8 protein-coding genes are annotated in these 14,126 nt (G+C 43.5%); 1 reads left to right on the top strand and 7 read right to left on the bottom strand.

Annotation, left to right across the window (positions count from 1 at the left end; genetic code table 11):
• Positions 1–77: 77 nt before the first annotated feature.
• The 6 genes from AOU00_RS21505 to AOU00_RS21490 all read right to left on the bottom strand — a co-directional run bounded on the left by AOU00_RS21505 (position 78) and on the right by AOU00_RS21490 (position 10,927).
• Complete coding sequence (locus tag AOU00_RS21505; protein WP_172828309.1) at positions 78–695, bottom strand: hypothetical protein; 618 nt, start codon at positions 693–695, stop codon at positions 78–80.
• A gap of 340 nt (positions 696–1,035) precedes the next feature.
• Complete coding sequence (locus AOU00_RS26400) at positions 1,036–1,209, bottom strand: hypothetical protein (protein WP_155765261.1); 174 nt, start codon at positions 1,207–1,209, stop codon at positions 1,036–1,038.
• 86 nt (positions 1,210–1,295) lie between these two features.
• On the bottom strand, positions 1,296–1,424 hold the full coding sequence (locus AOU00_RS27510; RefSeq protein ID WP_257785352.1) for a hypothetical protein: 129 nt from the start codon (positions 1,422–1,424) through the stop codon (positions 1,296–1,298).
• Positions 1,425–1,626: 202 nt separating this feature from the next.
• Positions 1,627–2,166 carry a hypothetical protein gene (locus tag AOU00_RS21500; RefSeq protein WP_069291613.1) on the bottom strand — a complete coding sequence of 180 codons (540 nt, stop codon included), beginning with the start codon at positions 2,164–2,166 and terminating at the stop codon, positions 1,627–1,629.
• 7 nt (positions 2,167–2,173) lie between these two features.
• On the bottom strand, positions 2,174–7,597 hold the full coding sequence (locus AOU00_RS21495) for a polymorphic toxin-type HINT domain-containing protein (protein ID WP_237166221.1): 5,424 nt from the start codon (positions 7,595–7,597) through the stop codon (positions 2,174–2,176).
• Between the two features lie 105 nt (positions 7,598–7,702).
• Complete coding sequence (locus AOU00_RS21490; protein ID WP_172828308.1) at positions 7,703–10,927, bottom strand: hypothetical protein; 3,225 nt, start codon at positions 10,925–10,927, stop codon at positions 7,703–7,705.
• A 314-nt stretch (positions 10,928–11,241) separates the two neighbouring features.
• Here AOU00_RS21490 and AOU00_RS21485 point away from each other — a divergent pair, with 314 nt between their 5' ends.
• Positions 11,242–11,826 carry a helix-turn-helix domain-containing protein gene (locus tag AOU00_RS21485; RefSeq protein WP_013370447.1) on the top strand — a complete coding sequence of 195 codons (585 nt, stop codon included), beginning with the start codon at positions 11,242–11,244 and terminating at the stop codon, positions 11,824–11,826.
• A 206-nt stretch (positions 11,827–12,032) separates the two neighbouring features.
• Here the strand turns inward: AOU00_RS21485 and AOU00_RS21480 are convergent, their stop codons facing one another.
• Entirely contained in the window at positions 12,033–13,730 is a 1,698-nt protein-coding gene (locus AOU00_RS21480) for a ribulokinase (protein ID WP_069291611.1), read from the bottom strand.
• Positions 13,731–14,126: the final 396 nt, after the last annotated feature.

The following is a 14,126-nucleotide window of genomic DNA, read 5'->3' as shown; positions in this document are numbered from 1 at the left end:
TTATTAGTTCAGAACTAATAACGAAAAAAAGACCACAATACGAAACTATCTCGTATTGTGGTTAAATAATTCAAATTCTACTTCAATACTTGTGCAGTTCCAGCTTTTACATCAATTAAAAAAACTCTCGGATCCATACCATACCTACCGTTATTATTTTCATCCAATGTAGACAACTCGTATTGATTCGTTACTTTTGTCGGTTTTAAAATACCCCAATCCCAGCCCTCGCTACCTCCAGTAGAGTAGATATCCTTTTCTGCTCTTATAACGATAGAAATGTCCACTTCTACTCCTGTTGATACATTTTTCAAGTGTAATTGCTCCCGACTATTTCTTTGAAAAGGATTGATTAGATCAATACGATACTCGTATTTATGATCTGATGTTAATCGCACAGGATCACTTCTAACATCATCATATAACCATCCTCGTGTAGGAGTTCCGTCAACCAAATAATAAGAACAAAATAATAATGATGCCATCAATATCGCTGATACTAAATATTTCACACCATTAAACGGTGGCCATCCTTGCCATATATACGTTAATGATATTAATACGATAATAATAGACGGGACTCCAAATATGACTAATGTAGCAGTTGCCAAGATATCATGCCCACGTTGAAAGCCCCCTGTTGAACCTAAAATAAACCATATGAACGCCGCTATATTTATAACAATAGGAATCATCCATATTATTCTAAACCAAATAGGCATCTTCATTTCCTTCCATCCAGTCTCACTAAAATGTTTAATCACATTGCAAATAAACTGCTACTTCACCACTTCAAATACTAACCTTATTTAACAATAAATAAAAACTAGTAAATTTTAATATTTTCCCTGGTTGGTTGTAAGGTGACAACTTTCTGCTGCCACCCTCCAGCTTAATATAAAGTTAACAAGAAATCATAGATCTCTCCATCCAAAGTAAGGAGTAGCCTATATTCACCTACCACTTTCCCTTTATATTCAATTAGTAAATAAGAAATGACATGAACATAACCAAGCACCGGAAAATTACCTAACATTAAAGCATTTTTTTCAGATATACATCCAAATATTTATCATTATAAGCTACAAATAACATGTGAAACTCTTCTGCTTGTTCTTTCATATAATTATCGAAATTTAATTTTCTAGAGTTCTTTTTTTTAACCTGATGATTATCTATCCATTCCTTCAGTTTTCCAACTTCCATCAAACACAAGCCTTCCCTAGTTAATGTGCTTTAACAAATTTGGTAAATATAATACGGCCCGATTTTTGGTCAAGATTACCGTATACTCTTCAATTTACATATTTACCAACCGATTCAATTTCATATTTATAATAAATGCTGCCTATTTTTTCTCCACTACCAGATAGTTCCTTTACACCATTATCATTCTTTGCACTACTTATAAACCCTTTCTTCATTGCATTTAAGAATTTAATTAGCATCTTCTTTCCCGAATGCATTCTGGTTATCAGTAAAGTTATGTCTTTTTATCATACTTGCACACAGTTAGTCTTATGAACCCAAATGTTAAGAGGTACGTGCCGTCAGATTCATTCGGCACTGGGTGGGGACAAAAGAAAGACCTTGGAGTGTTGCCCCAAGGTCAAACTTCTCTTCTATTTACTGACTTGCTTTATTAAGAAATGATTCAAGTTGAACTATTCGTTGGCTCAGTCGTAAGGAAGGGTTTATTAGAGCTAGTTCTGCAATAAAATCTGTCGTTTTATTAATTACTTCTTTGGTAAAGTCCTCCTTTTTAACTGTGATATCTCTCCATTCAGGGTAAATTCGATGTTCTAAAGGTTTGGTAATGACATACTGACTAATGAAGTTATCTGACTGAATCATACTCACTAATATTTCATTGTTAACAGAAATAAACTCAAGCCACGTATTGTAAGATTCTGTATCCCTTATTGCCACATATTTTGTGTCATCTATTAGTAGAGATACTTCTAATAAGTTAGATAACCAAGTCGAAATAATGTCAAAACCTTGTTCCCCCTTTGCCAATTCCCTATTATGATAATAGCCATATTCAACTGAGTGAAGTATTAACAGAAAGAAACCCTCAATTCCCCCTTCAATTTCAATTTGCTCTAGATTCAAACTTTTCCAGTAACTCTCGTCAACAATAATACGATATTTTATCTCAAACAATGCAAACCTACCTCCCAAAATCAGTCGGGGTTAACTTATGTTGACCAAATGCTGTATCGAATTTTCCATCTTTAAAGAAAATTCGAATATTCTCACCCTTATAAGTGTAATTATAGTAGCCATTTGTAAATCCTTTACTGATTGCTTCATTTGCACCATTTTGAACGCCAGTTACTATTTCATCTTTTTTCCAACTAGGATTAAAGAAAGAGTTTTTATTTAATTTACTTTTTAGAGCGTCGTCCGAAAGATACTTTACCTGGTTGGCAAAATCACTCGCAATATGCTTGCCGATGTGTTGGATATTATTACTACTTAAAGTGAAACCACAATTAATATTATGAACCCAAATATCTAAACTACTAACAAAGTAAGTATGGAAGTCTGCAACAGTGAAATTGTAGACCGTCACTTTCTTATTGTGATGAACAATTTCTATGTTATCAATCGTTATATGTTCTCCATTACTTTGAACTAGTTCATCGCCGACCTTTAGGTCAACAGCGAGTACCCATGCTTTTCCTTTTACCCAGAAGGGATGATTGTCGGTTGTCTCTATGACTTGGTCTCCAACTGACAAACTATAAGTCGTATCCTTCTCATTTTGATGTAGTTGGACTACTTCCTTGTAGTCTATCTCGCCCGTATCTTCATCCTTGGAAAGAACCTTATCTCCGACTTTAATGTCTTCGATATTTTTCTCCCCTTTGTCTGTTTGAACTTTAGTCCCCGCCGTAAAGCAGTTACAAGGGAGCGCCTTGGCTGATTTCAGATTTTTATCTGTCAATTTAACAGAACGTTCAACATATCTTCCCTCCTTACTCGTCAGCTGTATGATCAATTTTCCACCTTTAACAAACTTACCAACAGGTATAAATCCTGCTAGAGCAAGTGTTTTGTCATATGTGGACGATTTGGGATCAAGTATCGTGTTTATATCATCTACAATCAAGAAATTGGCTACAGCCGTGGATGCCTGAATAGTTCCTGCTTTAAACTCATTCCAGCATGTCCCCATGCCTACTCTTTGACAATGAATAATCGTCTTCTGGTTAGTATAAAATATACCGCCTTTAGTCGTAGGCATAAGTTCATGCCCACTAGGGTCTACATATCCGAGTGGATTATTGGCCACATACGCATACCAATTCAAGCTCTGCGGATTGCTGATCTCGCCCTGATACGTATCCTCGCCCATAAAACGTGCTGTGCCCGGATCATACCAGCGAGCCCGCAGGTACTGGAGTCCAGCCGTGTCGTCCCAATACTCGCCAGCGTAGCGCAGCACGTTCGGTACGGTCTCTTTGACCTTCTCCGGGCCGCCCCAGATATCGTAGCTGTAGCTATTCAGTTCCTTGCCCGAACTATCACTTAGTCCTACCACATCACCGTGACCATTCAACTGATAGTATTGCAGTTGTCCACTTGCTTTGTCTTGTCTGGCCCACAGTTGACCGGACAAGTCATACACATAAGCGTAGGTGATTTTCGCTGTTCCACCTTGGACCTCGGCTTCTGCAATCAGCTTCGCTTCTTCGTCATAGTAATACCGGGTCGTTTTGTCGCCCTCTGTACGCTCGTACAGTAGCCCGTCTCCGTTATAGCTGTACCCAACCTCTTTGCCTTCACCGCTCACCTTTGTCAGACGGCTGACAGAATCATACGTATATTCAGCGTTCTTCATACCGAACACTTTGCCACTGCCTTCGGCGCTTCGGTTTCCATTCGGATCGTAGCCATAGGTCTTATTCTTCTCACCTGCGGCTTCGCTGGCAATTCGATTTGACGGATCATATCCAAATTGGTCTGTTGTTCCGTTTTGTGTACGTCCGATGATGTTTTTATTCCCATCTCGTTCATAACCAAATTGGTGTAATGCCGTACCACCTTGCTCCACCGTAACCCCGGACAAATCCAGTCCGTTATAGCTGAATCGCGTACTCAGCCCTCTGCTTGAAGCCTGACTTTTCAGCAAACCATTCGGTGCATACTCAAACGTCATGCGATCTAATGATCCACCCGCAGCAGCCGTCGTAGCTCCTGAAAGACTCTGTATGTTTGCTGTACCGGCTCCATTGCTAACGTCCATTTGAGTAACTCGGCCCAAGCTGTCCAGCTTGGATTGAACATGCATAGACGTCCCGAAAGCATCTGTCAGCACATATCCTGTACGAGACTGCTTGTTATACTCATAGTTTATTTGCGTGCCGTCCGGGTACTTCAGTCCAGTCAACGACCCATCTGCTGGATCATAGGCATAGGAGGTCGTTCCCTGCCCATCTGTCATACTTTTTCTTCGTCCTGCGTTATCGTAGGTATAATTGGTTTTAAAATCGGGACCCGCCGCTTCGGTAACCAATCCGTCAGCGTTATATTGAAAGGTGATTGCGTCCGATTTCCCCGTCAGCATACGGGTGATGTTTCCATCCGTATCGTAAATATTTAACGTGGTTCCTCCGCTTGATTTCTCAAGTAACGTACGTCTGCCCAGCTCATCATACGAATACACATTCTTTTGCCCATCAGGATACTGAACGGTCTTCAAATTTCCGGCCAGATCATACATATAGCTAACCTGCTGCCCGGATGGATCTGTGACCGAAGTCATTTGTCCCAGAGCATCGTAATCATAGATCATGCGTTGACCGTTACCGTCCGTCCGGCTAGTGACCATACCCGCATGATTGTAAGCTAGCGACTCCAGCGGCTGAAATGATCCATTTTTAGCTTCTTGTGTGGAGGTCACACGACCTAGAGCATCCGATACTTCACGTATACGGTAGCCAGAGGCATCCGTCTGAGTAACGGTACGATCCACCGCATTATACGCCACGGTATCTGTTGTTCCATCCGCATAGTTCGTCTTTACAGGTCGCCCAAAAGCATCGTAGGCGTAGCGAGTGGTTGCTTGTTCAGCATCCGTGCTTTCTACCATATCTCCATTATCATCATAACCATAACCATAGATTGCATCATCCACCTGCTGCTGGAGCATCTGCCCGAACGGATTATACAATCTTTCAACGCTTACGCCATCGGGTCCGGTAACAGTGACATCATTCGTATCATCCTTGTACACCACGACAGTTTGAGTGCCGTCCGGATAAGTAACCTTTGTTACACGCCCCATTGCGTCATACACATAAGACTCCGTTTTGCGCTTGGCATCTGTTTGGGACTTGATTTCTCCGGTCGGATAGTAATCATACGTATACTCAACACCTTTAGGCAAAAGCTGCCTTGTTGGGAGGTAAGAACCATAAGGAGAATCATAATCAATAGACACATTAGCATCGCTTCTGTCATCAATTTGAATTTTCTGGCTGCTTACATTCCCTTTTGTATTGTAAAAAGTAGAGCTGTGCGATAATAGCTTTCCTTGCTCTGTGCCTTCATAGTTTTTTAGCTCATACAAATTGCCTTCTGACTTGTAGGTGCGAACCGTCGTCAACGTTTTTCCTTCACTTATTTTGTTGACCGTCTGAGCGGGTTGAACCCAGAAAAAAGGCTCATTAGAGGTTCTATACGTATGAACAGTCTCCGATCCCGTACTCTGGGATATTTTCAAAGGAAGACCATATTCATTGTAGTCATAGAAGGTCGTTACAGGTTCTGATGAAGAACCTCCCTCCGTATAGGACTCTCGCATTTGCACAGGCAAATTCCAGTCCATGGCATCATTATACGTGTAATCTATATGATAGCCGGTAGAATCTCCCTCTTGATCATAGCTGTTTAGAACAAGCTTGTCCGGTGCGTTATCTCCTCTAAAGACTTTACCGAAATGGAAGGTTTCCGCTGTACGTGTCCCTTTGGCAACTACCGTCCATTCAGCGTTTTTCCCATAGTTGGCTAGATCTTCTCCGGAATAGGTGAAATCAATTTTATTTAAAAAACGATTGCCTGCGGTTGTACTGTACATATCAGCGCGTGAAACCACCTTGAACACGCCTTGTGTACCGTATACACCTATCTGCTTGTTAAATGCTTCATAACGAATGTCTGTGATCGATGAAGTAGGTCGTACAATTCGTGTAAGCAACGCCGATGCATTTTGCTGTAGGGCTCCAGTCTTTCCTTCACCATCTACGACTACATTAAAAGGAGCGTCCATGAATGTATACGCATAGCTTGTGCTTCTGGAAAGAGAATCCAACACTTCTGACAGCACCTTGCTGCTTCCCTCGCCACTTTGACGATAGGTGTACTGATGGTCTGTGCCCTGCTCTTTAACAACAAGCTGTCCAGCATTGTAAGTGAAATCAAGCTCTCTGCCATCATTATTTCGAATCGAACGAATGAGCTTTGCTCCACCAGAACTTGTATAATCAAATTCCACCCGATTCTTATACGCATCCTGGATTAAAATCAAATAACCGTCCTGATCCAGATAATAGTTATTTCCATTCAGCACTGCTATTTTGTACGCACTGCTTACTCCCTGCACGTCTGCGCTTTGATCTGTACTGATCTTGAGATCTTTGTAGGCATATCCTTCAAGCTGAAAATCATCTTTTACCTCATATGAGCCTGTTCCCGGCATATACAAATACCGCTTACCATCCAGTTTCTGTATATGAGGAAGATCCCACTTCCAGCCTCTTCCCAGACCAGAAGCTGCTTCCTCCTCACGGATGGCACTGGCGTTTGTATACAACCCTCCATTTTGCTGCACACCAATCTGGTTATTTGCCAATGAACTGTTATACACACGAGTCAGTGCAAAGGGGAATGAACCCGGCAACACCAAGTCCGTATTTTGCACGGCAAGCTGTCCAGAAGCGGTGAACACACTGTTGTCACCGTAATCCAGCCCATAACGCGAAGTATCATCACTTAGCCTGCTTTGTGCAAGCGCCGCTTGATCAAAAGGAGCATACACATCTGTTGTAGCAGATACCTGCAACAAACTTTGTTGAAGTAAATTCTGCCCGATCAGACTGTTTTCTCCTGGAGTCGGCGCATATACGGAATCAATTACACGGGGGATGGATGGTATATCCATCTCAGTCGTGTCTGGAGCCGGCGCTTTATCCTCTTCCTTATCTAGCGGTTGTTGAGTTGCCTTTTCATCCTGGGCGGCCTGAGTGGGCTTTTCACCTTCCTTCAGCTCAGCCGACTCATCAGACGGTTCCGCCTTTGCATTTGTGCTCAATGTCAGCCCATTCTGCTGTACCCACAAGCTTGGACTTTGTTCCGGTAATGAATTTTCTCCACCATCTTTTTGCCAAGCTTTATAAATATCATATAAAGTATAGCCTTTGGATAACTGTGCATTGACCCAAGCCTGATCTTTACCAGTTTGCTGCGCAAGCCATGCTCTGGTAATAATCTGTGGAGTGGAAGACGAAGAAGACTGAGAAGCTGCCGCCTCTCCGTGCCCTTCTTCTCCATATGCCCATGTGCTCCATGGACCCAGCAACATTGCCATACATAGTAGACTACAAATATAACGTTTAAACACTCGCTCACCCCTATTTAATAATGCCTGTACATCTAACTATCTGTTATGTTTTTTCGAAGCAAAGACATCCTTTTAATCTGTAAAAGGAAATACCTTCTTCGTCCGTCTAATGACGTTTCCGTTTAAGTCATAATCCAGTTGAATTTGATCACCGGTGAACAAAATAACTTTATTCAGTCGGTTCCCTTTTCGATATTCATATGAAGTATCCTTACCAAGCGCCATATGTGCTGCCTTAATTACGGTTTGTAATGCGCCGCTATTGGTTTCTGTCAACTTCACATAAATCGTTTGGCCTGCCTTCATCTCATACTCTAAGACCGTGTAATCCCAACCATATATTTGTGCTTGCTCTGTTGAAGAGACAAGCTGGTTACTAAAATCAGGGTCCGTAAACAAGCTTACAATGGGTTGCTGCGCAGCAAAGTTTGATTTCTCCTTCACAGCAAAACGGTAAATCCCGTCTTCTTTGGGTGTAAACCGATATTTCCCTTGTTGGCCTGCCGTAAAGTCAGCTTCTTTATCTATGAGCTCAATTAGCTCGTCCAGCTTGCTGTCATCGTTATTTTTTACGGCAAACACACGATAAGGCGCTCCAAAGTTAACAGCAGGAGCAGCTGCAGCTACGGCAAGATGAATATTTGCATTAGCTGGCACTTGCTGTTGATTATCTATCGCCTCTTTATGTTCACGAATCACTTTTCCAGCCTGATCCGTAACGGTATATTGATACGTTCCACCAGCCGCCTTCGCATTCGTCACGATAGGGGCCTCCTGACTTCCGCGATTGATCCATATCTCCTGCTTGCCGCCAGACAAGGACGTTTTTAACAACGCCGGTTCTGTGCTTGGCTCCGCTTTAATTTCATTCTTGAAATGAAAGGTCACGGCTTGCGGCGAAGTGACAGTCACAACAAGCGTATCTCCGGCTCCAAGTGAGATTTCAGGTAGAGAAGCATCCATACCTGCTCTATCCACCTTGGAATTTACACCGCTACCTTCTTCATATATGGCATAGTCGTAGAGGCGGCTTTCGTTTGAAGCATCTGTCGTTAATGAGGAAGCCTGTGAACCAGTATTATGGAATACATAGCTTTCTCCCTGCTTGACAGTGACTTGATTGCCTGTCGGCACCTGAGCATCCTCAACGTCGAATATTCCTAACACAGCTCCATAAGTCACTGGCACATCCGAAACCGTCGTTACAATGGCATATCCACCAGCCTGTACCAACGGCAATTGAGTCGTATCACTGGCCTGACTGTACACCGTACCGTCTGCCTTGTAATTCATGTAATTCCACTTCATACCGCTGACTGAAATGACATCCAGAGCCTTGTCCAAAGTGCTTACATTGATAAATTTCCGGCTTTCACCGCGTTTCAATGTAATTCGATGGAAGGCTGCCTGTGCGTTAAGCATAGCCTCTACCTTACTGCTGTAACTAAAGGTGATTGGCCGATCGGATACATTGGTGACAATGGCTTCACCGCCTGCAACAATCTCTGGGTCCACTGTATTGTTGAAATGATCTGATGTCAGTAAACGAAGCCCTCGATAGCTTGCCGAATCAAAGCGTGCACTTCCACTACTTTTGTCATGCCGCAATGAATTCGATTTGCTATCATGATTGCGGAAAATGTACGAATCCCCTGGCTCCAGCGTCGTTTGCCCGATACCATTATCATCTTCGCTGGCCTTAAAACTCCTATAGATACCACCAAACGTGATTGGCGTGTCACTGGTTACCGTTACACTGGCCTTTTTACCTGCACCAACCAAAAAGGTTGAGTTCCCGGTATTGCGCCTGGATTGCTCTGTATCATCTGCTTTATACAGGACTACATCAAATTTTCCTTTAACGGTTTTGGCTGTGCTGTGCAGATTCCTCAAATGATCACTAATATTGGTAAAAGCATAACTTTCACCTTTCGAAAGTGTTACCCGCAAGAAAGCAGGATGGCTACTCGTTTCCCAGGAAAAATCATCTGTATAGTCAAAGATAATAGGACTCGGACCGATCACAGTCACAATGGCATATCCCGAAGGCGGGATCATGGGACCAGACTGGCTGTTAAAACCAGAGGAATTTACCGTTCCATCCGGCTTGTAAATAGCATAGTCGAACAAGCTTCCTACCTTTTTGGAGTTATTGTAGATCGGATTCATTAGCGTACCATTATTGTGGAAAATGTAGCTCTTGCCCACCTCAAGCTCCACACGGCTGATTGCATCACCACCCACAGGACGAGCAATAAAATTGCGATATGGAGCCCCGTATGTAACCGGATTTGCAGTGACCTGGGTAACTACCGCATATCTGTCCACAGCAATCTGTGGCTTCGCCGTAGTGCTGCTGCCGCGTGAAGCCTCTGTTCCGTTTGCCAGATAAACAACATAGTCAAGTTTATCTTTAGATGTACCGTCACTTTCCACCGTATCCAATCGGGTTCCCACATTGATAAACTGGTAGCTTTCCCCCTGATTTAAGGTAACCCGCGCATAAGCCGGCTCGCCGGTGCTTTCTATACTGTATTTGCCGTATGGAAATCCGAAGGTCACCGCATTGGCAGTGGAACCTGTAATAATCAGTTCCTCTCCATCACCCAAAGAGGGATGAGCAATGCTATTAAGATCAGATGCGGATAAAGTTCCGTCTGCCTTGTATTTTGCGTAATCAAAACGGCGATTGTCTGCATTTGACCCATCATGCTGAATCGAACGGGCAGTCCATCCTTCATTCACAATCCGATAGCTTTCATTTTTAGAGACCGTAACTCGCTCTAGTGCCGGGTCCTCCGATGTACTGTAGGTGAAGACGTCCGTTACTTTTACGGTTAATGCTGCTGTTCCTGTATTCGTAATAAACGCTGTGCCTCCCCCAGGAACACCAATGGGGCTAATGCCATAGTCCATATGGACAGTGCTGATGTCTCCGTCCTCTTTGTAACTTACACTATCGTACAAAATGCCTTTTGATTGAGAAGCGTTGCTATATATGGACTTACTGATCGTATCTGTATTCTCGAATTCATAGGTTTCCCCAGGTTCGATAACGATTGACGTATACTCCACCGTTGCCGCCAAGCTCATCATGAGTGCATTATAAACGCTGTTTGTTACAGAAGTTGGCGGATCAAAAGAAACTGTTTCATTAGTGATCTCCTGTTCCTTCTGTACCAAATCTGCTTGGTCCAGTTGCATTCCGTCCTTTACATCTTGTTTTTCCGCTCCTGCCACACTAGGCAAGCACAGCAAAGTGTTCGTTGCCAAAAGTGCCGTCAGAAACCATACCATTACCTTTTTACAAATCATCTAACTGTATAACCTCCCTTTCTCTCGTCAAAAAAATTGCATGTTGGGCTGCAAAAACCCACTTTTCTCTCTGTACATCCTTACAATCATAAGAAAGAACATATTACCTCCATTTCCATAAAAAATGTCACAATTTAATATATCGGCACCTTAAACTTCCATTTTTATAGGCCAAATGGACCTTATTTTCCATAAACCGGTTAAGCCCATGGGATTAAAAGAAAATCAGGAGAGGAGTCACTTGCAAAGCCCCCTTCGGGTATAGTAGTATGTGGTTAAAAAAAATCGGAGGGTATATGCCTAAACAACAAGATAAACATTCCATTCAGGCGTGGTCTCTGATCAATCGCAAATATTTGGGAAAAGGCGTGCGTGTCAAACGTTTTCGTAAACCAACACGCTGTCAAGTGCGCAATCGCGTTTTGCTTGCCGTTTTGATGGCTAATGACATTAAACTGTCCCAACTTGCCGAGGAGCTTTCCATTTCCTCCCGTAGTGTCAGTGCGTGGGTATATGAAGGTCGCATTCCCGGCAACACTAATCTGGAAAAGACGTGTAATACACTTGGTTATCCGCACCATATTCTATTTAATGAAGAGGTTGTCCGGCGTTCACCACTCATCTGTCAACCATCGCCGTCCCGTTTTATGAAACGGACTGTGACTCGTTCTCCGGTTAAAAATCGGATCTTGGCGGGTCTGTGCATGGTACATGATATTTCGGTGACCGATGTGAGTCATTGGATTGGCGTTCACCCCGGTACATTTCGGAAATGGTTGCATCAGGGTACCGTTCCTTCGCAAACCTTCCAGGATCAGGCGGAACAGTTTTTCCGTATTCCAAAATCCATTTTGTTTGCTGATGCCATGCTGAAAAAGTAAAAATGTCCGTAAACCGAAACGATTGTAATTTTCATGAAAGTCTTTGAAAGGAACGCATTACCATCTTTCATCCACTGAGACTTTCACATCGTGTAATTCACAGAATATAAAATGCAAAAAAAAGCACAGTCTGCCGATTCCTCGGTGTACTGTGCTTTTTAGATAACAGAGTTTTAAATACTTCTTGCTTATATTTTGTCAGTTTCTTAAAAATGAATGCTTGCCGTTTCAGTTGAACGTCTGGCTTCTTCCTTGATGGTCTTTAGCTTTTTCATCACCGGGTTGCCTCCACGTCCAAAGTAGTCGTGAAGACGGCTGTATTCCTCGTACAGCTTATCATACACGGCCGCGTTCTCAGGGATCGGCTTGAAGCTCTCGTCCCGTACACGAGCCATATGAAGCGCTGCTTCGACGATATCGTCGTACCCTCCAGCTTCAGCTCCCGCAGCCACTGCTGCGAACATGGCCGCACCCAATGCAGGAGTTTGGGTGGAAGCTGCCACCTTAATCTCACGTCCGGTTACATCTGCATAAATTTGCATTAAAAGACGATTTTTCTGCGGCAATCCACCGCACGCATACAATACGTCTACTGGCACGCCGTTATGATGGAACGCATCGACAATTTTACGTGTTCCGAACGCAGTTGCTTCCAGCAATGTACGATACACTTCCTCTGGCTTCGTCAGCAACGTATACCCGACAATCAGCCCCGTCAGGTTGGTGTCAACCAACACAGAACGGTTACCGTTCCACCAGTCCAGCGCCAGCAACCCGGTTTCACCCGGTTTATATTCAGCCGCTTTACGCTCCAGCCATACATGGACGTTCACACCTTCCGCAACTGCCTGCTCCTTCACTTCGCCGGGAACAGCATGATCCACAAACCATGCGAAAATGTCTCCTACCGCCGATTGTCCAGCCTCATACCCGTAATAGCCCGGAATAATTCCGTTCTCTACAACGCCACACATCCCCTCTACTTCTCTTTCTTCCTCACCGAGGAGCATATGGCAAATGGAAGTTCCCATCGCCATCACCAGCTTGCCTGGTGTGACGACGCCTACTGCCGGAACAGCCGCATGTGCATCCACATTGCCTACCGCTACTGCCGTTCCCGGATTCAGTCCGAGTTTTGCAGCCATCTCCTCTGTTAATCCACCCGCACGGGCACCCAAATCATAAATCTCACCGCGCAGCTTTGTATCCGTCAAATTTTCTAAACGCGGATCGAGCGCTTTGAAAAATTCACGATCCGGATAACCCTCGCGATGATGGTAAATAGACTTGTAGCCAGCTGTACACTGATTCCGTTTCAGTTCCCCACTGAGCTGGGAAATTACCCAGTCGGTCGCTTCTACAAAGCGGTCTGTTTGATTATAAATGTCTGGTGCCTCGTTCAGAGTTTGCCAAATTTTTGCGATCATCCATTCGGAAGAAATTTTCCCTCCATAGCGGGGCAGAAACACCTCTCCTCGCTGCGAGGCAATGGCATTTAAACGGTCCGCTTCATCCTGTGCTGCATGATGCTTCCACAGTTTCACCCAACTATGCGGGTTATCTTTCAGGTTCTCGTCAAAGCACAACGGTTGTCCCTGCGCGTCAATCGGCAGCATCGTGCATGCTGTAAAATCAATTCCGATCCCGATGATATCGTCTGGAGAAATCCCTGTCTCCTTCATAACGGCAGGTATAGAAATAGTCAGCACTTCAATATAATCAGCCGGATGTTCCAGCGCCCAATCCATTTCCAATTTGCGTCCGCTACCAGGCAGCACTTCATCCATAACTCCATGACGGTAAGGTGTTACATGTGTAGCAATTTCAGCTCCGTCAGACAGGTCAACAATGACCGCACGGCCGGACTCCGTTCCATAATCGACACCAATTGTATACTTGCTCATTTGTGCCTCCTCCTTTTTCGTTTGACCATAATAAGCATTCGCCCATGCTTGTGCAGAAAATGCTTACCCAGCAGCGCCAGATCCACTTCCTTTTTCAATTGTTCTAATATGTATAAGACACACCTTTTACTATCATTTCTGAAATCTGCAATGGAGGAGGTGACTGAAACTAACTTCAAATGGAAAATTACAGGAAGGTCTTAACGACCCTTTAACCTTGTTTACGCTTTCATTATATGCTTGTACGTACAACTTAGCTAGTCTTTTTTATGTATTTTCTAGATAGATTTATGTACTCATTTTCAGAAAAAATATAACAAAAACAGCCTATTTCTGCAATCCAGAAAACAGACTGTTCGGTATGACGAGAAACATGCCATCAAATATTAAGCGTTA

Origin of the sequence: Paenibacillus polymyxa, from assembly GCF_001719045.1 — a bacterium.
GTDB lineage: Bacteria > Bacillota > Bacilli > Paenibacillales > Paenibacillaceae > Paenibacillus > Paenibacillus polymyxa_B.
The sequence above is the reverse complement of the archived record's forward strand: the minus strand, read 5'-3'. Positions and strand labels throughout refer to the sequence as shown.